This is a genomic window from Pseudoalteromonas sp. TB64 (assembly GCF_000498095.1).
In the GTDB taxonomy this organism is placed as follows: Bacteria; Pseudomonadota; Gammaproteobacteria; order Enterobacterales; family Alteromonadaceae; genus Pseudoalteromonas.
This window is the reverse complement of sequence record NZ_AUTQ01000142.1, coordinates 1-22,780: the sequence shown is the minus strand read 5'-3', so window position 1 is coordinate 22,780 and position 22,780 is coordinate 1. Positions and strand designations below refer to the sequence as shown.

Below are 22,780 nucleotides of genomic sequence, written 5' to 3'. Positions count from 1 at the left end.
CCACCTTATTATATTTCCCTGAAATACTTCAAACCATAACGTTTAAATAGCGAGACTTTCTTATCCTTTCTAAAAATGACACTAAACCAATGACAGACATAACAGTAGTAACTCACAACGGTAATTTTCATGCGGATGACGTTTTTAGTATTGCAGTACTTAAACATGTTTTACCAGCGTTTAAACTAGTACGTACTCGCGATAAAGCGCTTATAGAAAGTGCCGACTTTGTAATTGATGTAGGTGGCGAATACGACCCAGAAACGAATCGTTTTGATCATCACCAACGTGGTGGTGCTGGTGAGCGTGAAAATGGTATTCCTTTTTCGTCGTTTGGTTTAGTGTGGAAACAGTATGGCTTAGCGCTGTGTGATGATAACCAAGCCGTTGCTGATAGAGTGGATTCAGGCTTAGTTTCAACTATTGACGCCATTGATTGTGGTCATGTTGAGGGTGTATCAAAAGGGATAAGCTTGAGCCAAACAATTTCAATGTTTAACCCTACATGGGAAGAAGAAAGTAACTTTGATACCTGTTTTGATGAAGCTGTTGAATTTGCAGCTCGTATGCTTATTCGTTTTATCGCCTCAGCTCACGGTAGCGTAAATGCAAAAGAGATTGTCGCCAAAGCAATTGAAAATGCAGACGATGCCAGAGTAATCGTGCTTGAAAAATACACACCGTGGAAAAAAACAGTGCATATTTTATCAAGTGACGCACTATACATGGTTTACCCATCGCATTCTGGGCAATGGATATTACAAACAGTACCCGTTGAGCCTGGCTCGTTTGAAGATAGAAAATCGTTGCCTAAAGCGTGGTCTGGTTTATCTGATCAAGCGTTTGTAGATGAAACAGGTATTGCCGATGCCGTGTTCTGTCACAACGGTTTATTTATAGCGGGTACCAAGTCGTTTGAAAGCACAATGAAACTTGCCACTATGGCGCTTGCTGAATAAAAGCTAAAATTAATACCTAAATAAAATTTTGAGATAGATACTTGCTTGTAAAATGATTAATTACGATAGTATCTATTCTCAATTTTATGTTTGTAAAGGGAATTTGATGGAAATAGAATCTGCATTGAAAGAAATACGAATGGTTTTAAAAAGCCATACTACCGAGCTTACTGCTGCGTTTGAATCCATCTATAAAATGGGTATACCCGATGAGGCAGATAAAATTGTAATCTGGATCCCTCTTGGTAGTCGTTACAACCTGTCGTTTACTTACATGACAAATGATGCAAATGAGATTTATAAACCAGGAATGGATTTTGGCGAACTTTCTGTTTTAGATCAGCTTTTAGAAGACTTGATTGACAACTACATGGATTCTGAATTTTACAAAGACATATCAAGAGCTACAGATATTGAAGTTGCATCGTGGTTATATACAGCACTAGAGTCATCATCGTTTAAAAGCGTTAGCTTACATAAGGCTATGGCAATTAATAATGTGTGTGCATATTTTGATTTGAAAACGTTAACTTTAATAGACGATTCAGATATGTGGCCGGAATATTAATTTTTAACAATAGGGTAAATTAACGCTATGCCAAAGCTTACTCATAATGAAATCACCCTTGAGCTTCCTGAAAGCCGATTTTTTGAAGATATGTTTGGGGTAGACTATCCAGGTTATCTCCCATATTGGCTTGCCTATATGAGCCCAAAAGAGAGGCAAGCGTACCTCCTAGCTACAAAATCTGAGTATATGGATATAGTTGATGAGATGTATAACGAAAGCTTTAATTGGCAAGAATGGCTACCTTATCCTTATTAAAACGTCACAAAATCCCGCACGCTAATTATCTATTTACTGTAATAAGGTGCTCTAAAGTTTTAATTTGAATACCTAACTAGCGCTTGTTTCAAATAAGGAAAAAGATGAACATTTCATGCCTTGTGATTATTTTTGTATGTATAGCAGCTAGCTACTTATTTTTTGTTTTTTTAATTTATAGGTTGCCTAAATCTCAACAGCAAAAACGTATTGAAGGGGAAGTTGTATTTGCCTTTATTAATGCAAATGTAAATTTTCGGGGGTTCTTTGAAACGATTATTTTAAGAAACAAAGTCATCCACTTAGTTAATAATAATGAGCATTTTTATATAAGTGCTAACGATTATAAAAAGCTCTGGACAATTAACCCACATAAATTATCTACAATGCACTGCACTTATAAGTTGAACTTAAACACTACACCTCTACTGTTTGGTGGGTATGGTTTATCTACGGTTGAAAATATGACAGAGATAGATAAAAAGCCAATAATAGTTAAATAAAGAGCCAGTTATATAATACTCATAAGTAGTTGTGAGCGGTTATTGGTGCTGGTGGATGTAGGCTAAGTGTTTTTGACGTGCAGTTTTTATTCACGTTGCAGAATACATAGGTATTACTTGGTCACAACACGTTGGCTAAATAGCAGTAATTTGAGGCGTTGAGAACACCTTACTCTAATCCATCAAAAGTAAATTCTATAAGCAAAGTAACTCAAGATTAATTTTATTGAATGGTGTAACTCATTTTTACTAATAAAATTTATAATGAGTCATTTAAAAACAGCCATTTTTTACAATTTTTCTTATCTTTAATAATCATCAAAGTCCTGTTTTATATGCGCTAGCGAGCAATACGTGATTGGTCGTTTTATCAACATTAAAAATCACTCGTTACGAGTAAAAATACTTGTTGGACTTGAATGTCTATTTTTCTTTTAATGCGCGGCACTAGCCGAGTCGGCATTAATTAAATAAAAGAGAAAGATAAATGAAAGAGACAACATCACTAGAACAAGCTCGTACGAGCTACAATGTTCGTCATTGGAGCCAAGGTTTTTTTGGTATTAATGATCAAGGTGATGTGTATGTTGCGCCCAAGGCTCATGCCCCAGAGCAAACCATTGCATTAACAGATATCGCAAAGCAACTACAAGATAAAGGTTTAAGCTTACCTGCTTTAGTTCGTTTTCCGCAAATTTTACACCATCGTGTACACAGCTTATGCGGCGCATTTAATACAGCGATTGAAAACTATGGTTACCCTAAAGACTACTTATTAGTTTACCCAATAAAAGTAAACCAACAACGTGAAGTGGTTGAAGAAATAGTAGCAAGCCAAGCACAAGTAGAAAAAAAGCAACTTGGTTTAGAAGCAGGCAGCAAACCTGAATTACTTACGGTACTAGCACTGGCTGAAAAAACCAGCGCTGTTATTGTATGTAACGGCTACAAAGATAAAGAATACGTTCGTTTAGCACTTATTGGCGAAAAGCTAGGTCATAAAGTGTATATCGTGCTTGAAAAGCTTTCTGAGCTAGACATGGTGCTTAGCCAAGCAAAAGAGCTTAACGTAAAACCACGCATTGGTATTCGTGTACGTTTAGCATCGCAAGGTAAAGGTAAATGGCAAGCGAGTGGCGGCGAAAAATCAAAATTTGGTTTATCTGCATCGCAAGTTTTGCATGTAGTTAATCGTTTAAAAGACGCAAACCAGCTTGATTTACTTCAGCTAGTACATTTTCACTTAGGGTCACAAATGGCGAACATTCGTGACGTACGTTTAGGTGTAAGCGAAGCTGCGCGTTTTTACTGTGAGCTACGTAAATTAGGCGCAGAAATTGATTGTCTTGATGTAGGCGGCGGTTNCTGTTGATTACGACGGCACGCGTAGCCAGTCGCATAACTCTATGAATTACAGCTTAGCTGAATATGCAAATAACATTGTGTACACCATTGGTGATACATGTAAGCAATATGAGCAACCAATGCCGACTATTATTTCTGAGTCGGGTCGTGCGCTTACAGCGCATCATGCTGTGCTTATTTCCAATGTTATTGGTACTGAAAGCTATACGCCAGAAGAGTTAGTAGCGCCAGCGGCAGATGCACCCCTTTTATTAAAAAATATGTGGGCATCGTTTGTGCAGTTAACTGATTTAACGGATGACCGTGCATTAATTGAAATTTATCACGACAGCCAAGGCGACTTAGCTGAAGCGCATAACCAGTTTGCATTAGGTTTATTAGACTTATCGCAGCGTGCGTGGGCTGAACAAATTAATATTCGTATTTGTTATGAACTTAACAAGCACATGGATAATAAAAACCGTTTTCATCGTCCTATTATTGACGAGTTAAACGTACGTTTAGCCGATAAGTTTTTTGTAAACTTCTCGTTATTTCAATCGCTTCCAGATGCATGGGGCATTGATCAAGTGTTTCCGGTATTGCCATTAAGTGGCTTAACTGAAGCACCAAAAAAACGTGCTGTATTACTTGATATAACCTGTGATTCAGACGGTGCACTTGAGCATTACGTAGATGGACAAGGTATTGAAAGCACATTACCAGTGCCAGAGTTTAGCGCTGATAAACCTTATTTAATGGGCTTTTTCTTGGTGGGTGCTTATCAAGAAATTTTAGGTGATATGCATAACCTGTTTGGCGATACGCACAGCGCGATTGTTAATATGGATGAGCAAGGCGTTGCAAGCATTACTGAGATAAACCAAGGTGACACTGTTGCTGATATGATGCGATATGTACATTTAGATGTTGAAAGTTTTCAGAAATCATATGAGCAGTTGGTAAGCGCAAAAATTGAAAAACACGAACAGCAAAGCGTTTTAGACGAGTTGCAAAGCGGCCTTGATGGCTACACTTATTTAGAAGAGTTATAAGCAATGTCGACTTTGTTTGGTCACGCAGATCACTCATTGTACTCAAATGGGATGACGTTTTTACGTCGTCCTATGGTGCAAAACATTAATGCAATTGACGCTGACGTAGTTGTTTTAGGCTTACCGTTTGATTTAGCGACATCGGGTCGCCCTGGTGCACGTTTAGGTCCTGATGCGATTCGTCGTGCGTCGGTTCATTTAGCATGGGAAGACACTAAGTACCCGTGGACGTTCCCGTTGTTTGAGCGCTTAAAAGTGGCAGACGCAGGGGACTTTACTTACCCTGTTGGCGATCCTGAGTATTTTACTGCGCAACTAGAAATGGCTGCTGAGCAAATACTTCGCCAAGGTAAAACGCTATTAGGTTTAGGGGGCGATCACTTTGTGACGCTTCCGTTATTACGTGCTCATGCAAAAATACATGGCAAAATGGCGCTGGTACATTTTGATGCGCACACAGATACCTATAGCAATGGCTCGCGATTTGATCACGGCACTATGTTTTACCATGCGCCAATGGAAGGGCTAATTGATGTTGAGCACAGTATACAAATAGGTATTCGTACCGACTTTGATCAAAGCAAACATGAGTTTGCTGTAATTGATGCAATGCAAGCTAACGATTTACATGCAAATGATATTGCAGCGCAAATACTTGAACGGGTAGGTGACCTACCTGTTTACTTAACGTTTGATATAGATTGTTTAGACCCTGCGTTTGCGCCTGGTACAGGCACTCCTGTTTGTGGTGGTTTAACGTCAGATAAAGTACTTAAAGTACTGCGTGCGCTAAAAGGCATAAACATGGTAGGTATGGATGTGGTAGAAGTATCACCGTCGTATGACCAAAGCGAGCTTACCGCTATTGCCGCAGCAACCATTGCGAGCGAATTACTGCATTTGTGGACGCATAAAAATAAGTACTAATTTTACAAATTAAGTACTACAAAAAAGGGTATGCGCAGGCATACCCTTTTTGCTCTTATAAGTTAGATTAATTTAAGTTCTTATTTTATTTAATACGGCAATTTCTTTTAACCATATAACGCTCAGCCCAATAAGAGGGAGGTTAGTGGTTACAGGGTTAAATGCTTCAATAAGCAATTGCGGCTGCATTATAACTACAGCAAATAAAAGCCCCACAAGCGCCAATATATTTAAAGCTACCAGGTGCTTATTTTTATAAAATACAATTAAACACAAGCCAAATATAATTTCGCCGACTCCTGCCGAACGCGTAATTAAATCAGACACTTCCTGTGAAAAACCAGCACTGCCAGTCATTAATTTTTCAAGCGGTGCAATATGATAAAGCTTTGGGAAAAAGCCATGATATATCCAACTTAAACTTACTATGTAACGAGCAAGTTGAATATAAAACGTGTTACTTTCTGGCATTATCAATACGCTCTTGTGCACTTGGATGGCTAGATAAGTACTCTAATAAGTTATTTACTTTTTCGAGGTGTTTGTTTTCGCTAGTATGACTTTCTTGCAGTGCTTCTATCGCATCAGCAAAGTCATTGCTTGAATACCCTAACAACTCCAATTGGGTGAGTGCAAAAGTATCTGCCTCGCGTTCCATATCACGTGAAAATCCTTGCTGAGCAAACGATGCACCTGTACCTAACGCTACTTCGGCAACACCTTCTAAATCACCAAATACAACCGCTAACACAATAGTACTTGCGGCAGATTGAGCTGTAATACGTACGCTATGTTGATGCACTACATGACCCATTTCGTGTAGTAATACCGCTTTTAAGGCATTGGGTTTATCGGCAAGTAAATTTGCCAAATCATCAGTAACCACTATACGACCATGGGGTAGCGCAAATGCGTTAGCACCAAAGCTGTCTGATTTATAAAACGATAACCTATAAACCGATTGATCAAGCGAAAGCTTATTAAGCATGTTTTTAAAATGTGCCTGTACTTTAGCTTGTTGCTCTGCGGGCAGCTCACTTGGGTCAAGCGCAATCTTTTTAATTAGTGTAAAACTTTGCTCCCCCATTTGTTCTACAACATTACGTGGCAGGGTATCAACACTGTAAACAGCAATGGCGGGTACGGCTTTATAAAGTACTAACCACATAAAGAGCGGTGTAAATATGACTGCGGCTAAAATTGCCCATTTACTTTTTCAAGGCGTTCCATTACGTGATGGTTATTTGCTTTAAATGGCCATCTGTAATTTACATCAAGAGGGATAAAACGACTGCCATCTTCAAAGTTTAGTTCGTCGGCAAGTCCGGCCATTCCCGAACTTAAATTAAGACTTGAGATTGCGTGGCGAGCTATAACGTGTTCATCGTTGATAATTTCAATGTGTGTGTCGCTAATAGTTGCAACACACACCTGATAATTACTCGATGCGATGGGGAAAAAATGTCCCTTTACATGCATGGTGAGCTCTTAAGTTAAAGAAAGGTCGATATCAAATACGTTTGCAGCTTCTTCAGCAAATGATGATTGCTGTTCTTGCGCGGTATCGATTAGGTTTAATGCGCCAGGATAAATAGTGACGTTAGTTACATCAGCGAGCATTTTTGATGTACGTACTTTTGTCCATGGGTATGCAAGACCTAAAGAAAATACAATAGCCAACATATTAGTTAATAGTAAAACAGCGAAAGGAACTGGTTTTAACTCTGATTTAAATGTAGCAACGCCTTCAAAATGGCTGTTATCAAAAATATGATTTCTAATAGCGGCATGCCATACAGCAGAAACAATGGCAATCATCAGCACATAGGCAATCATCATAAGTATAGATAGCATAAGCATTGCAGGGGAGCTTTCTAAATTTTGTTGATTTTCAACATCTAATAAATTGAGGCCAAATAACCCTAAAATCCCCATAAATACAACCATAGTGATAGAGCTCACCACAAAACATATAAGCGCTGTTAGGTAATAGGTTTCGCCTTTTAGGTTTACAGTAAGTGGTTTGTCGCCGTAACTAATGTTGCTATGGATATAGCTATCAATACGTTTTATAACATACGGCATTAATAAATAAAGTGTAAATATGCTGGCGATAGGCAAAAGTATAAAGTTAATAAAGGCTTCGCCGTAATTGCCTTTAAAAGCAAAACGAACATTACGATGGCGCGTCATGCGCATATTAAAACGTAAACCTTGATTAATAATCCACGGCATTAAAAATATAAAACCAAGAACAAAAAATAGACCTAATATAGGCATAAAGCTAATAGAAAATGTGTAAATAAAAAACACAATAACCGCTAAAATCCGACCTTTTAAAATCTGTATTGGAGTTGCTAGGTAGTCAAAGCTATGACCGTTTATACGAGTGTGACCGTAAAAATAGCGATGTGTGCGTACTTTAGCCCACGCTGAGTATATGCCAAGCGTAATAACGCTAAGTAATATATTTACAATCCAAATACCAAAAAACTCACCGCCTTTACCACTAAACTGCACTTTTCCACTAAAAATTGGTTCAGCTGGTTTATTTATTGATGAGGTTGTTTCAGAGGGGGTAGGGTGTATTGATTCCATTAAAATTATATCCATGTTTTTTTTTGTTAATTTACCTATTTTTAGTGCAAAATTCAATATTTATAATGTTTGTAGCTTTGCTGCAAGCACCAAAAATAGGCAGTGCATAGGTTTTTACACTCATTATTTAATACGCTCCATAAATAAATATTGTTACATGTCGTATTTTTAAACTTGCTTACCTTTTAATATTTAATTAAACAGCTATAAATAGAGTTAGTTGTATTATAAATATAACGTTATTAATTATGTATTAAGCGCGCCTAGGTACACTTAAGTAAGTTGATTTATATATCAAAATAATTAATTGTTACCGTTATAGTGCTGTAAGTTAAATGAAATTGTTGGTGCTTATCATCGTTAAAATAATATTAGGATACTTATTATGCTTCACGCGGTAGTTTTGGGGGGATTAGAATTTAGCCCGCTGATTGTTTATTTCCCAATTGCGTTTATTTTAACCGCGCTGACTCGTTTTGTTTTGCATCGATTAGATTGGCACGATCGTATTTGGAAAGTGGCTTGGTTTGAAGTGTCACTGTTTGTTTGTTACTTGGCACTCGCCGTCTATTTACTAAGTGGAAGATAAATTGAATGATTAAATATCTGCGTATTACTTTTACTATAGTGGTTGTTATAGCTGCGGTTTTTGCTGGGCGTTGGGTTTGGACAGACTACATGCATACTCCTTGGACGCGCGACGGTCGCATTCGAGCAGACATAGTTACAGTTGCTCCAGACGTTTCGGGTTGGGTCACAACTTTAAATATTAAAGATGGTCAAAACGTACAAAAAGGCGAAGTTCTTTTTAATGTTGATCAAAAGCGTTACCAAGCAGCGCTTGATAAAAGTAAAGCCAATACAGAAAATGCGCTATATACATGGGAACTTGCTAAACATAAATACGAAAGGCGTGTTGAGCTAAGCACCCAACAAGCAATAAGTGAAGAAACACTAGAATCAACACGTATTAACACCAAAATTGCCGAAGCAAATTATAACTTAGCTAAAACAGAGCAAACAATTGCGCAATTAAATGTTGATAGAACGCAAATAGTTGCACCTGCATCGGGGCAAATAATTAATCTGAATTTACGCCAAGGTAACTATGTAGCTCAAGGCACCCCTGTGTTTGCTATCGTGCGGTTAGATTCGTTTTACGTAACGGGTTACTTTGAAGAGAGTAAAATACCGCTTATTTATCCTGATCAAAAAGCTAAAATAGCGCTTTTAAGTGGTGGTAAGCAATTAACAGGGCATGTAGTGAGTGTAGGTAAAGCAATTGCAAATACGAATACACAAAGTAACGGACAACTTTTACCGCAAGTGCAACAAACATTTAATTGGGTGCGCTTATCGCAACGTATTCCTGTTGATATTAAATTAGACACACTACCCGAAAATATTCAGCTTAGTGCAGGAATGACCGCCACAATACATCTCGCTACACGTTAAGGGGAAGACTGTGGGCGTTGTATTACAAAATTTGTTTTTTCCTAAAAAGCAGTCAATCATTTTCGCGATTAAAGGCGTTATAGCCATGGTAATGGCGCTTACTATTGCTATGTGGCTTAATCTTGAAAGACCTTATTGGGCGCTAGTCTCGGCTATATTTTTGCAATTACGCCCGCAAAGCGGATTGGTTATTGAAAAAGCAATTTGCCAAATAATAGGCACCATAGTGGGTGGTTTATTTGGCATATTGCTTTTAACTCAGCTAATTCTTTACCCTTATTTAGCGCTCGGTGCACTTGCATTATGGTTGGGGGTAAACTCTGCGTTATCGGCAATGGTACGCCAAGCAAACTTTGTTTATGCGTTTGCTATGGCAGGNCAGCCGCTATTATTGTACTTTTAGTCATGGTTACTCCGGCAATGGTAAGCAGTCAAAGCATATTTGATATTGCACAAGCGCGCGTGAGTGAAATAGTAATAGGCTCAATATGTGCAGGCCTTGTGAGCCATTTATTTTGGCCTGTAAAAGTTAAACACTTACTGCAAGTTCAAGCGCGGTCGGTTATAAATCAAACGTTAGATTATTTAGTAACTGAGCTTGATTCTAAAGGCTCGCACGAAAATCGTCATCAACAAATAGATGGCATTATGGCAACGTTAGGATCTATAAACGAAGACTCTAGCGCAGTAAGGTACGAAGGACCAAAAGGTCCAGGGCGCTCGCGTGCTGCAAATCAATTGTCGCAAAAAGTACTTTCTTTACTGGCTTCAATTCAAATAATTGGTCGTCTGCAACGAAACCACGCAGACCTCATTACTCCTACATTAGGCAAATTAATAAGTAAACTTAAACACATATTCGCGCAAATTAAAGAATCTGACGATTTTGATTACTGCGCCGAACAAGTTAAAACACTGCGTAAAGAGCTAACCGACTATAGAGCAAATACGGTGTGTGATTCGCCATTTGAATCTCACATGCTCAATGTGAGCTTAGAAGTAGCAGCCGACTTAACAATTTTACTACGCGCATACAGAGCTTTAGAACAACGCGATAAAACATTATTAAATGCACCCAGTATGCTTACATATCGTGACCCATTAGCTGGCATTATAGTTGGATTTAGAACTGCTTTGGTGTTCTCTATCGGCGCATTTATTTGGATTAATACAGGTTCTTCAGCTGCATTATTAATTATGATTTTACCCGTAATATTTTCGATAATGCTGGCGCGAATACCCTTGGCAATTTTACAGGTGGTCATTAAACGCTTATTGGCAGGTATAATTGTTGCTACTTTTGTGACTATTTTTTATGCGCTAAATTTACTATCGCAAAGTGGTGGGCAATTAGAAATATTATTGCTTGTTTTAGCCGGTCCGTATTTTTTGGGTTTGCTGCTGCTCGCAGATCAACAAACGCTGCCATACGGCTTAGGGTTTTGTATTCCATTTACTATTTTGGTTAGACCAAGCACGGACATGAGCCTAGCGTTTTCAATTGATTATACACTTAGTTCTGCAATCGCTATTTTTGCTGGCGTGAGTATTTTATTTTGGATTTTTCAGTTATTTACAGGACCAAGTGTTCAGTTACTTGTTCATCGTGTTTTTAAGGCTACTTATAAAGATTTACTCGAAATAAATACCCATCAAACTCCGAGTATTTGGTACAACCGCCGTATGGCAGATAGGTTAATACGTTTAACTAATTACGATCAGGGTTCACACTCACGCGCTATTACCGATTTGGCTCTAACCGGTCTAAACTTAGGGCATGCCTCAGTGCGATTAAAATCAATTTGCGAAAACCTTGCTGGTGACACAAAGCTAAAATACCTAAATGAGTGGCAACGCACGTTGGCTGATGCATTTATGCTGGCTACCAAAGGTAAGTTTGATGAAAACTTTAAGCAAGCGTCTGATAATCTTTATAACGAATTAGCCGCATCTGTTGGTGATTCAAACCAATTAGAGGCAATAAAAGGGATGTTTATTCGTATTAATCTGACCTTTGAAAGAAGTGCCAGCAAGATAAATTAACCCTATTCACTGCTTTTCGAGTTCAGATGTTATAACGAAATCTGTTATACTTGATGGACAATTTTATGGGGCTGTTATGATTTCAAAAAACCAACTCAAACTTATTCGCCAACTTGGCCAAAAAAAGTACCGAAAGCAATATAATCAATACCTTGTACAGGGTGAAAAAAACGTACTTGAGTTATTAAACAGCCCATTAAATGCGGTTAATATTTTTGCTACTGATGAATTTATAAATGCGTACCAAGGTGAGTATCAGCACACTAATTTTATTGAAGCGGATGAAGAGACCCTCACTAAAGCAAGCACATTAGTTAGCAATAATGCAGCCATTGCTATTGTTGATATGCCAAAGGCGGCTTTACCACAAGCAAATGGCTTAATACTCGCGCTTGATGGCGTATCTGATCCTGGTAATTTAGGCACTATAATTAGAGTAGCCGATTGGTACGGTATTAAACATATAGTAACTAGCACCGACAGCGCAGACGCTTACAACCCTAAAACAATTAGCGCCACAATGGGCTCATTTGTAAGGGTATCGGTAAGCCAAGTAGATTTACCTGATTACTTACAGTCTTTAAATTTACCTGTTTACGGTGCTTTTTTAGATGGACAAAGTGTACATAAAACCCAATTTACGGGCTCAGGCGTTTTACTAATGGGCAGTGAGTCGCATGGTATACGCGAGACATGTGCAAATTTAGTTACCAATAAAATAACCATTCCCGCTTTTGGTGGTGCAGAGTCACTTAATGTTGCAATGGCGACTGGTATCATTTTAGATAACTTTAAACGACAAGCTTAATCTATTAGTAAATTATGGGTTAAATTGTTTATGGCAAATAACAATAATAAATTGGTAATAACAATAAGATGCGCTTAAGCACTATTAAATTAGCGGGCTTTAAATCGTTTGTAGAGCCCACTAAAATTCCATTTCCTGATCAAATGACGTGTGTTGTAGGCCCTAATGGCTGTGGCAAATCTAACGTTATTGATGCAGTACGATGGGTGCTAGGTGAAAGCTCTGCAAAAAACCTGCGTGGCGATGCCATGACCGACGTTATTTTTAATGGTTCAACTAATCGTAAAGCCATATCGCAAGCTTCTGTAGAGCTTGTTTTTGATAACGATAAAGGTAACTCTTCAAACACATTTGCTGATCGAAACCAAATTGCGATTAAGCGCTTAGTAACGCGCGACGGGCTATCGCTGTACTTTTTAAATGGCAGTAAATGCCGTAAGCGCGATATTACCGATATATTTTTAGGCACCGGTCTTGGTCCGCGTAGTTACGCGATTATTGAGCAAGGGATGATCTCGCGCTTAATAGAAAGTAAACCACAAGAATTACGCGTATTTTTAGAAGAAGCTGCTGGTGTTTCTAAATACAAAGAGCGCCGCCGCGAAACACAAACACGCATTAAAAGCACCCGCGAAAACCTTGAGCGTTTGTTAGATGTGCGTAAAGAGCTGCAAAGCCAGTTAGATAAATTGGCTGTGCAGTCGGTTGATGCAAAAAAATACCGTGAGTTAAAAGCGCAAGAACGCACATTAAAAGGGCAAATTGCGGTTTTAAAATGGCAAAAGTTACACCAGCAGCAACTTGAAAAAAGCACTCTAATTAAAAAACTGAACGATCAAATTTCGTTTTTTAAAACCGCTAACTCAGGGCACGACGATGTACTTGCAAGCTTAGAAGGGCAAGTACAAGCTCAGCAAGATAAACTAAGCGACGCACAGCACCAGCAACATGTAATACACACCGAGCTTACCCGCGCTGAGCAACAGCAAATAAATGTAAAGCAACAAATCCAAACGCTTAAGCTAAATTTAATTAAATTACAGCTACGTCAAACTCAGAGTACTGAGATTAAAACGCAGCAGCAAATTGTGTGTGAACAATTAAATGAAACCCTTCAAGAGGCAAGTGAAAACGCGTTAATGTGCGAAGAGCAAGTTAGGAAGTTAACGCATGAGCTTGAGGAATTATTAGCACTTAAGCAGCACCGCTATACCCATTGGCAAACTTTGAGTGAGCAACAACAACAACTCAATAATAATGCACAACTGCATAGCAGTCAGCTTAAACAAACTCAACAGCAAATAAGCCACGTTAACGAGCAACGTAATCAGTTAAATGCGCAGCTTACTGAGCTACAAAGTAGCGATGTAGAACAGCAATTAACGCAGCAAACACAGCAAACACAAGTATTAACTCAAGAGCTTGCCATTAAACAAACTGGGCATACACATTGTAGCGCTGAGCTTGAAATACAAAACGCGCTTGTTAATAACGCACAAAAGAAGCACTCGATACTTACTCAAAAAGTAAATGAGTTAAAAGCCAGTATAACGGGGCTTAAAAGTACATTAGGACTTGATGAAGAAACCTCTAATGCTAATGGGTTGTTTAGTCAGTTAAGTGTTAAAGAGGGTTTTGAGCATTTAATAGAGCAGGCACTTAAATCGTTAGAGCACTTAAATGTAAGTGAGCAGCAAGCTGATAATAGTGTGTGGCCAATTAGTGGTAAGCACATTGCTGAAAATAGCTTAGCGGCGTTCATAACAAGCGGTATTTATCCAGATCATTTAACGCGTATTGCTTATAGCGAGAGCGGTGATTTAACGCTGTTAAATGATGATTTTTATATAGCTGTTATGGATAAAAACGGTGCAATGCATGGTCGTAACTGGCATGTAAGTGCTGATCGTAACGCAGAAAACTCATTACTTTTAAAACATAAGCAATTGCAGGATAAAGCTCAGCAGTTAATTGATGCCGAGGATGAGCTACAACAAGTAACATTAACGCTTGATGGGAATACAGCTCAGCAAGCGAAGTTAACTAACGAGCAAAGTGAGCTAAAAGAAGCGATACATCAGTTAGCGCAAAATATAGCGGTAGCCAGTACACGAAGCGACATGCTTAAGCAGCAAGTAGCGCAATTTAAGCTGCAATTAGAAAAACTACAGCAACAAAAACAGCAATTAACCACTGCGCTTTTGCAATTAAATACCGTGCTTGATGAGCAAACAGAGCAATTTGACGTTTTTAATGATCAGCAACTTAGCTTAGCGGATGAGCTAGACGCTGCAAATAGCCTGCGCTCACAAAGTGATAAAAGTTATAGCGAAGCATTAAGCATGCTTGAGCAATATAAAACACAAGCGCATAGAGCAACGCTTACTGAACAAAAAGCACGCAGTGAATGGCAGTTAAGCAAAACTAAATTGACCCATGCAGAGCAAGAGCATATTAGTGCATTTGAAGGTGCACAAGAATTACTCAATGAAATAGAAGAGCTGCTTATACCAGAGCAAGAGCTTAGCGATAAAATAACGCAGTTTTTAGCGCAGCATCAAAAAGGTGAGCAAGCCTTGGTATTACTTCAAAAAGAATTAATTCAAGCTAAAGAAAGCTTAAACACCAAGCAAATAAGCCTTAAAAATTCACAAGGTGAGCTGGTGGGCTTGCAAGAGCAGCATCAAAAGTTAACAATTGAAGAACAAAGCTTGCTTATAAAAGCACAGGCTGCGCTTGAGCCATTAGAAGAGCTAAAGCAAAGCTTAAAAACGATACTTGATGAATTACCAGACTCACTAAGTTTAAGTGCAGCGCAAAATCAGTTAACCGGATTTACTAATCAGCTAGAAAAATTAGGCGCAGTAAACTTAGCGGCAATTGAAGAATTTGATTTAGCTAAAGCACGCAGTGATTATCTTGATAATCAATTAGATGACTTAACAAAAGCGCTAAGTACGCTTGAAGGTGCAATTCGTAAAATTGATAGTGAGACTAAAACACGCTTTAAAGCCACCTTCGATCAGGTAAATGAAGACTTTGCAGAGCTATTTCCTAAAGTTTTTGGTGGTGGTAGTGCGTATTTAGAATTAACCAGTGACGATTTACTCGAAAGTGGTGTTAGTATAATGGCACGACCACCAGGCAAAAAAAATTCAACAATACATCTGTTAAGTGGTGGAGAAAAAGCGCTGACCGCATTATCATTAGTGTTTTCTATATTCAGGCTCAATCCAGCTCCTTTCTGTATGCTGGACGAAGTAGATGCGCCATTAGATGATGCCAACGTAGTACGTTTTTGCCGTTTGGTTGAAGAAATGTCACAATCAGTGCAGTTTATTTATATTAGTCATAATAAAATTGCGATGGAAATGGCTGGCAGGTTAACAGGTGTAACTATGGCAGAACCAGGTGTATCACGTATGGTTGCTGTAGATATTGAACAAGCAGTGCAACTTGCACATGTATAATTTTTATAGAAAGTGTATTATTTTAAGTAATACATGGGTCTAGGCATAACAAATAATAAAAGGTGAGGGGATGGCCGAACAATTAAGGTGGGTTTTAATCATTATCAGTGTAGTAGTCATTGGTGGCTTACTTATACATGGTCTATGGTCAGTTAGAAAAAAAGACCGCCCAGAAGTATCAAATGATGAACGGGTTGAACCGTCGCAAGAAAGTGCGCCGATCAAATCACACTCTCCTCGTGTTAAAGCTGAGGTGAAAGAGCCTGAGATAAACCAGCGTGATGAGCCACAATTTGGTGAGTTAAACTTCGATACCAATGAGCCACAAATAGAAATAGATGTGCCAGAAACGCCAATTGAAGACGACCTAACGATTGTTGATGAGCCAGCAGAAGTTGTTGAGCAAAGTGATGGTGAGAAGCCTGCGGCTATGTCTGACTTTGTGATAGTACATATTCAAATGCCTGATGGACTTAGTATGCAAGGTAGTAAATTATTACCTGCAGTAAATACATTAGGCTTTAAGTACTCTGAAGAAGGCTTTTTTAATCGACATATTGACCCAGCTGGGCAAGGTCCTGTTTTATTTAGACTGGTAAATATGTACAACCCAGGCACGTTCGATATTGATAATATGGAACAATTTAGTACCGCTGGGGTTAGCTTATTTATGACATTACCGTGTGAAGGTGATGGCTTAGCTGCATTTAACATGTTGCACAGCGCAGCTAAAAAGCTTAGCGATGAATTTGGTGCACAAATTTTAGATGCTGAACGCCAAGAAATGACAGTAGACCGTATTCGTCTTTATGTTGAACAGGTTCGTGCATTTTCTGCGTAATTAGCGCACAAGTTATATTTTGTAAGCCACTGGGCGTTGACTCGTCAAAGTGGCTTTTTTTATGTTTTTTTGAGGTTTAAATGTCTAGCAGCATTAGTGAGCAAATTAATCATTTTCGTACCATATTAGAGCAACACAATTACAATTATTATGTACTCGATACTCCCAGTATTCCCGATTCCGAATACGATAGATTATTACGTGAACTAAGTGCTCTGGAAAACGAACATCCAGAATTTTTAACGGCTGATTCACCTACTCAAAAAGTAGGTGGAGCTGCGTTAAGTAAATTTGAGCAAGTTGCGCATCAAGTGCCTATGTTATCGCTTGATAACGCGTTTAGTGAAGAAGAATTCACTGCGTTTAATCGCCGTATAAAAGAGCGTTTAATGAGTACTGATGAGCTTACTTTTTGTTGTGAGCCAAAACTTGATGGTTTAGCTGTATCAATTATTTATCGCGATGGTGTGCTTGTACAAGCAGCGACTCGAGGTGATGGTTTTACTGGTGAAAACATTACTCAAAATGTAAAAACAATTCGTAATGTACCGCTTAAGTTACGTGGCGATTATCCGAAAGAGCTTGAAGTGCGTGGCGAAGTATTTATGGATAGCGCAGGTTTTGACAAACTAAATACTGAAGCAGAAAAGCGTGGCGATAAAGTATTTGTTAACCCACGTAATGCAGCAGCCGGTAGCTTACGACAACTCGACTCTAAAATTACCGCTAAGCGCCCACTCATGTTTTACGCATATAGCACTGGGCTTGTTGCCGATGGCAATATTCCCCAGGATCATTATCAGCAATTAGAAAAGTTGACTGATTGGGGTTTACCTCTGTGCCCAGAAACAAAATTAGTTGAAGGTCCAAAAGCCGCGCTTGAGTACTACAGCGATATTTTAACGCGCCGTAGTTCACTTAAATACGAAATTGATGGCGTAGTAATAAAAATAAATGAAAAAGCCCTACAAGAGCGTTTAGGCTTTGTGGCTCGTGCTCCTCGCTGGGCTATTGCGTATAAGTTTCCGGCGCAAGAAGAAATAACACAATTGTTAGATGTTGAGTTTCAAGTGGGTCGTACGGGGGCAATTACACCGGTTGCTCGTTTAGAGCCTGTTTTTGTAGGTGGCGTGACGGTATCAAATGCAACGCTTCATAATGGCGACGAAATCGCGCGTTTAGGTGTAAAAGTGGGTGATACGGTTATTATTCGCCGTGCAGGAGACGTGATCCCGCAAATAACACAAGTCGTGCTTGAGCGCCGACCTGATGATGCACGCGACATAGCGTTTCCTATAACGTGCCCAATCTGTGACTCCCACGTTGAAAAAGTCGAAGGCGAAGCCGTAGCGCGTTGTACTGGTGGACTTGTATGTCCTGCACAGCGTAAACAAGCAATTAAACACTTTGCATCGCGCAAAGCTCTCGATATTGATGGTCTTGGCGATAAAATTGTTGATCAGCTTGTAGACAGAGAACTTATAAAAACACCCGCTGATTTATTTATATTAAAACAAGGGCATTTTGAGTCTCTTGAGCGTATGGGACCTAAGTCAGCTAAAAACTTGGTAACAGCACTTGAAGAAGCTAAAGGAACTACGCTTGCGAAGTTTTTATACTCACTAGGTATTCGTGAAGCCGGGGAAGCAACAGCACAAAATTTAGCTAATCACTTTCTAACACTTGAAAATGTAATAAATGCCAGCATTGATAGTTTAACGCAAGTAAGTGATGTAGGCGAAATAGTAGCGGCTCATGTTCGTGGCTTTTTTGATGAAGAGCATAATTTAGCTGTTGTAAATGCACTTGTAGAGCAAGGTGTAAATTGGCCACAACTGAGTGCGCCTTCAGAAGAAGAACAACCACTTGCTGGGCTTACTTATGTGCTTACTGGTACGCTAAATACACTAAATCGTAATGATGCAAAAGCACGTTTGCAACAATTAGGTGCTAAGGTGTCAGGTAGTGTATCTGCTAAAACTGATGCATTAGTGGCAGGCGAAAAAGCAGGTTCAAAACTAACTAAAGCGCAGGACCTAGGTATAGACATACTAACTGAAGACGAATTAATAGAACTGCTTATAAAGCATAATGGTTAGGTAAATAACAATGAGCCGATACGGACCAGAATATTGGGATAAGTATGGAAGTTATCGTACACCCATCGCATTTCATTTAAGTGTATTGGTACTATTGCGCTCTTATTTTATTTGGGTTATTGCGGCGTTAAGTCGCCGACCTGAACTGGATTTAATGTCGTTATTTTTTAAAAATAAAAATGACTTTTTTATCGCAATAGCGATTGGAAGTATTGCAATAATACCGACTATTTTATTTTGTTTACGCAGACCACGAGATTCACACAGTGCGAGCGACAGGTTAGAAAAAATATGGCGACATATGCGCTGGCCTCTTATTTTATGTGCAGTTGTTGATTTAACATGGTTAAGTGTTCAAGCAGCGCATAGCCATTATCGATTTTCATCATTTTTAGCAGTACAAATGATGATTGTTTTATGGGTATTATGGTATTTGGTGAAAAGCCGCTATTTAACAGTGTTTTTTAATGATTGGCCTGAGCCGACAGAAAAGGCATCAGAAGAAAAAAAGCGACTTAAAAGGGATTAGTTGTGGACGCCGTAAATAAAAAAATAGCGATAGCTATATCGATAATAGGCTTTGTGCTTATTATTTTAATGATTAGCACTGAGCTTTTAGAGTTTATGTGGTTTAAAGCGTTATTTGGGTTATGGGTATTTGTTTTTTGCTCAAGCGTTTATAGGTTAACGCCTTTATTTAAATCAAGAAACAGGTTAGAGGATTTTATTCAGCGAGACGCCCAACACTTATTACTTTTTAGTTTGATGGGATTTTTTGATAAAAAGCACGGTCCAGATTGGCTCATCATTGAAAGTATTGAGCGTATAACGATTAAAGACGACGAACTAATAATACACAGTAATAACGAGCGTCAATTTAGTGCTAGTTTACCGGCTAAAAAAGTTGAACTAGACACATTTTTAAAACGTATTCTTACCGATTCTGAAAAACAAACCATTACATTTGATTAAGCCAATTTATGCCTATTCGATAATGTAATGATTAGTTGGGTATTAATATAGCGTTGGTTTATTAAGCCAAGCTTTATTTTACTCTTGTCACATTTGGTTATAACTAACCAACTATTCAATGAGGCTGTTATGTTGAAATGGAATGATGTTATTAATTTTGCCAATAATGGCAATCCTACGCCAGCTCAAAAGGTTGTTAAAACCGACCAGCAATGGCGAGAAGTACTTTCTGAAGACGAATACTACGTAACACGTAAAAAGGGCACTGAACGCCCTCACAGCTCTGGTAGCTGCACATTATTAGAACCGGGTAAATACGCATGTATTTGTTGTGATAACTTGTTGTTTGATGCAGATGAGAAGTTTGATAGTGGTACGGGATGGCCTTCATTCACACAGCCAGCAACGATAGAAGCTATCGGTTACATTAGCGATATGAGCCATGGCATGGAACGTGTTGAAGTTGTATGTAATGTTTGTGATGCACATTTAGGACATATTTTCCCTGATGGACCATTACCTACAGGCTTACGATATTGTGTAAATGCACTGTCGATGAAAAAGCTTTAATACCACGTTTGTTACTTGGGGTTAGAGGTTGTACTAAGGTCTAGTCCCATTTCTTTTGCTGTATGTAAAATCTTATCTAAACGCTGCGTCTGTTCGCTTTGTAACTGAGCTTTATTAAGCAGGGCGTAGCATCTTTTAGCAAGTTCTGTATTAAATGAGTTACCTTGCTGTTTAGTCGAATCAAATAAACACTGTAGTAAATTAAGCGCGATGCTTGCATTGCGAGGCATGACTCTAAAAGCTTGTGTAAAGGCTTCTAATGCAGTGCTGAGTTGCCCTTTATTAAATTGATTTACAGCATGATTATTAAGTTCTTTCGGACCCATTTTAATATCGCGACGTTCACTTTGTTGCTGCTGAATATAACGTAAATAGGTGGTGTCGCTAACGACAGGGTGCCTCTCACAATGACTAATTATTTGAGTAAATAAATTCTGTGCTTTTTGATGAAAGCCTAACTCGTGGAACGCTTTAGCTTTATCGAGTGCGCCATCAACAGAGCGAATATGCGTGTCGTCATCGTCGAGTTGTTCAATTAGTTTTTTTGCTTTTTTATGTTCATCTTTTAAATAATGTAATCGTGCATTAAGTACATCAATTTGCGCCTGATTAGCATTGTTAGGAAACTGCTTTTTTAAATCATTAATGTATTGATTAGTTTGTCTAGAAATTCGTTGTATTTGGTCTGTTTGATCTGTTGTTAACGCAAAATCGATACCAGCACGGGCTGCATTTAAATACACGTCGGGGTGGTCATGTATTGAATGTTTTGCATAACTAGCGATATCTTTTTGTGTAAGATAGCTTTTTTCGTAATCGTGATTAATAAGCGACACATTACTTAGTGATTTTTGACGAGAAATATTACGCGGAGCAATATTAACGGCTTCACTTAAAAACTCTTGAGCTAGTTCAAACTGATTTAGCTTTATTTCTAATTGCCCTAATAAATCAAGTGCTACTAAACGTGTCTCTTGGCGCTCTAGCATTGTTTTAAGCATACGCTGCGCTAAAATATGTTCATTATTTGCAATTAAAGCTTCAACTAACCCTACCTTTGCCCAAGCAAATTTTTGAATATCGAGAACCGATTTAAAAAAACCTTTCGCATCTTGATTTCTATTTAAACGAAGTAGGGCGTCGCCCTTTAAGCGTAATAAAATTGGGCTGTAGTTATTGTTTTTTTTATCAAGCGCCGTGTCTATATATTTAATTGCTTTTGAATCATTACCGTCATCAATAAGTGCGTACACTGTTTGTAGGTCGTGCTTTCTTTTTAAAATTCGCTCAATACGAGTTTTAAGTTCTTGTACTGTAAATGGTTTTACTAAAAAATCGTCAGGCTGTAATTCAAGTACGCTGTGCACAAGAGAGCCGCTTGTTTCAGCAGATATAAAAATAAAGCCAGTAGAGTGCTTAATTAAATGCTTAACACGTAGTTCTTCATAAAGTTGATAGCCGTCTTGTTGCTTGTTTAGATTAAATGAGCAAACAATTAAATCAAATTCTTCACTTAAGCAGTGCTCTTTTGCTGAGCTTGCATGATCGGCAAAGCGCAACTGCCGAAAGCCTAGTCTTTCTAGCGATTGTTTCATATAGCTTTGAGCAAGCGGTTGCTCCTCTACTATAAGTATTTTGGCTTTTGAATAGATCTTAGTTGGCATTGGCTTAAGCGTTATTATATTTAACACAGACTATAATCAACAGTTTAACTGCTTACAAGGGAATTTAAATGATAGCTGTATTTATTAGGTACTTAATTTTGCCTAATACGTTTATATGGTTAAAAAAGTCCGGTTTTTAACATCAGTTTTAAATGCAATACAAGCAAGGCTGGTAGCACATAACTGTGGATATTTAATTTTAGTTAAAGATTATTACAGGCGAAGTAAAAATATTTATATATGGAGCGGTTGGGGTTTTGATATGCAAGTAGCTACTCATAAATTATAAACATAATTATTTTAAGAGAAGATATTTAATAGTTTGTATACTGAGATTAATATTAATTTAAGATTATTTATAAGAAGGGTGTTTTACAGTTTTATACGTAGTGGTTAGTACTAGACTTGGCGACTTTATTTAACTCTCGCCTTTATTTGTAAAAAGTGGCGATGTTATTTTACTTATAGGTGAGCTAATTTATATGTGGTGGGTGATACTGGACTTGAATTAGTGACTCTCGCCTTTATTTGTAAAGAGTGGCGATGCTATTTTATTTATAGGTGAGCTAATTTATATGTGGTGGGTGATACTGGACTGGAGCCGTTGACTCTCGCCATTACTTGTAAAGAGTGGCGATGCTATTTT

Annotated in this window: 19 protein-coding genes and 2 pseudogenes; 16 read left to right on the top strand and 5 right to left on the bottom strand. The window is 38.4% G+C overall.

What is annotated here, in order from left to right; all coding sequences use genetic code 11:
- Positions 1 to 89 precede the first annotated feature (89 nt).
- From L647_RS0111380 to speB, 6 genes and pseudogenes are all read left to right on the top strand, one after another.
- The gene (locus tag L647_RS0111380; RefSeq protein ID WP_024611214.1) at positions 90 to 959 is read left to right on the top strand and encodes an MYG1 family protein; all 870 of its coding nucleotides are present in this window, start codon (positions 90 to 92) and stop codon (positions 957 to 959) included.
- A gap of 139 nt (positions 960 to 1,098) precedes the next feature.
- Entirely contained in the window at positions 1,099 to 1,527 is a 429-nt protein-coding gene (locus L647_RS0111375; RefSeq protein ID WP_139015439.1) for a hypothetical protein, read from the top strand.
- A 27-nt stretch (positions 1,528 to 1,554) separates the two neighbouring features.
- The gene (locus tag L647_RS0111370; protein WP_024611212.1) at positions 1,555 to 1,785 is read left to right on the top strand and encodes a hypothetical protein; all 231 of its coding nucleotides are present in this window, start codon (positions 1,555 to 1,557) and stop codon (positions 1,783 to 1,785) included.
- Between the two features lie 104 nt (positions 1,786 to 1,889).
- Entirely contained in the window at positions 1,890 to 2,288 is a 399-nt protein-coding gene (locus L647_RS0111365) for a hypothetical protein (protein WP_024611211.1), read from the top strand.
- A gap of 487 nt (positions 2,289 to 2,775) precedes the next feature.
- A pseudogene (gene speA / locus L647_RS01000000124085) lies at positions 2,776 to 4,687 on the top strand (biosynthetic arginine decarboxylase).
- Positions 4,688 to 4,690: 3 nt separating this feature from the next.
- A complete protein-coding gene (gene speB / locus L647_RS0111355) occupies positions 4,691 to 5,614 on the top strand; it encodes an agmatinase (protein WP_007583987.1) in 924 nt (307 codons plus the stop codon).
- A gap of 72 nt (positions 5,615 to 5,686) precedes the next feature.
- On the opposite strand, the gene L647_RS0111350 is transcribed toward speB, so the two are convergent.
- From L647_RS0111350 to L647_RS0111340, 4 genes are read right to left on the bottom strand one after another with little or no spacing between them, the layout of a single operon-like run.
- Positions 5,687 to 6,085 (bottom strand): DoxX-like family protein, encoded by a 399-nt coding sequence (locus tag L647_RS0111350; RefSeq protein ID WP_024611210.1) that lies wholly within the window; start codon positions 6,083 to 6,085, stop codon positions 5,687 to 5,689.
- The gene (locus L647_RS01000000124080) at positions 6,072 to 6,782 is read right to left on the bottom strand and encodes a M48 family metallopeptidase (protein WP_253948871.1); all 711 of its coding nucleotides are present in this window, start codon (positions 6,780 to 6,782) and stop codon (positions 6,072 to 6,074) included. Before L647_RS01000000124080 ends, L647_RS0111350 begins: the two co-directional genes overlap by 14 nt.
- Before the next feature lie 26 nt (positions 6,783 to 6,808).
- Complete coding sequence (locus L647_RS1000000126415) at positions 6,809 to 7,093, bottom strand: hypothetical protein (protein WP_253948870.1); 285 nt, start codon at positions 7,091 to 7,093, stop codon at positions 6,809 to 6,811.
- Between the two features lie 9 nt (positions 7,094 to 7,102).
- Complete coding sequence (locus L647_RS0111340; RefSeq protein WP_024611209.1) at positions 7,103 to 8,212, bottom strand: YjgN family protein; 1,110 nt, start codon at positions 8,210 to 8,212, stop codon at positions 7,103 to 7,105.
- 385 nt (positions 8,213 to 8,597) lie between these two features.
- Between L647_RS0111340 and L647_RS0111335 the strand changes: the two genes are divergently transcribed.
- From L647_RS0111335 to msrB, 10 genes and pseudogenes are all read left to right on the top strand, one after another.
- A complete protein-coding gene (locus L647_RS0111335) occupies positions 8,598 to 8,801 on the top strand; it encodes a DUF1656 domain-containing protein (RefSeq protein ID WP_024611208.1) in 204 nt (67 codons plus the stop codon).
- A 5-nt stretch (positions 8,802 to 8,806) separates the two neighbouring features.
- Positions 8,807 to 9,667, top strand: a complete 861-nt coding sequence (locus L647_RS0111330) for an HlyD family secretion protein (RefSeq protein ID WP_024611207.1) — start codon at positions 8,807 to 8,809, stop codon at positions 9,665 to 9,667.
- Positions 9,668 to 9,677: 10 nt separating this feature from the next.
- Positions 9,678 to 11,710, top strand: a pseudogene (locus tag L647_RS01000000124075) (FUSC family protein).
- A 76-nt stretch (positions 11,711 to 11,786) separates the two neighbouring features.
- Entirely contained in the window at positions 11,787 to 12,518 is a 732-nt protein-coding gene (locus tag L647_RS0111320) for an RNA methyltransferase (protein WP_024611206.1), read from the top strand.
- 68 nt (positions 12,519 to 12,586) lie between these two features.
- Positions 12,587 to 15,988: an AAA family ATPase gene (locus L647_RS0111315; RefSeq protein WP_024611205.1), complete on the top strand. Its 3,402-nt coding sequence runs from the start codon at positions 12,587 to 12,589 to the stop codon at positions 15,986 to 15,988.
- Between the two features lie 70 nt (positions 15,989 to 16,058).
- Complete coding sequence (zipA, locus tag L647_RS0111310; RefSeq protein WP_024611204.1) at positions 16,059 to 16,829, top strand: cell division protein ZipA; 771 nt, start codon at positions 16,059 to 16,061, stop codon at positions 16,827 to 16,829.
- Positions 16,830 to 16,909: 80 nt separating this feature from the next.
- Positions 16,910 to 18,928, top strand: coding sequence for an NAD-dependent DNA ligase LigA (gene ligA / locus L647_RS0111305; RefSeq protein WP_024611203.1), 2,019 nt, complete (start codon positions 16,910 to 16,912; stop codon positions 18,926 to 18,928).
- Between the two features lie 10 nt (positions 18,929 to 18,938).
- Positions 18,939 to 19,457, top strand: a complete 519-nt coding sequence (locus tag L647_RS0111300; protein WP_024611202.1) for a DUF2919 domain-containing protein — start codon at positions 18,939 to 18,941, stop codon at positions 19,455 to 19,457.
- 2 nt (positions 19,458 to 19,459) lie between these two features.
- The gene (locus L647_RS0111295; protein ID WP_024611201.1) at positions 19,460 to 19,900 is read left to right on the top strand and encodes a hypothetical protein; all 441 of its coding nucleotides are present in this window, start codon (positions 19,460 to 19,462) and stop codon (positions 19,898 to 19,900) included.
- Positions 19,901 to 20,029: 129 nt separating this feature from the next.
- Positions 20,030 to 20,470 (top strand): peptide-methionine (R)-S-oxide reductase MsrB, encoded by a 441-nt coding sequence (msrB, locus tag L647_RS0111290; RefSeq protein ID WP_024611200.1) that lies wholly within the window; start codon positions 20,030 to 20,032, stop codon positions 20,468 to 20,470.
- Positions 20,471 to 20,481: 11 nt separating this feature from the next.
- Here the strand turns inward: msrB and L647_RS0111285 are convergent, their stop codons facing one another.
- Positions 20,482 to 22,134, bottom strand: coding sequence for a tetratricopeptide repeat-containing response regulator (locus L647_RS0111285; protein WP_024611199.1), 1,653 nt, complete (start codon positions 22,132 to 22,134; stop codon positions 20,482 to 20,484).
- Between the last annotated feature and the right edge of the window lie 646 nt (positions 22,135 to 22,780).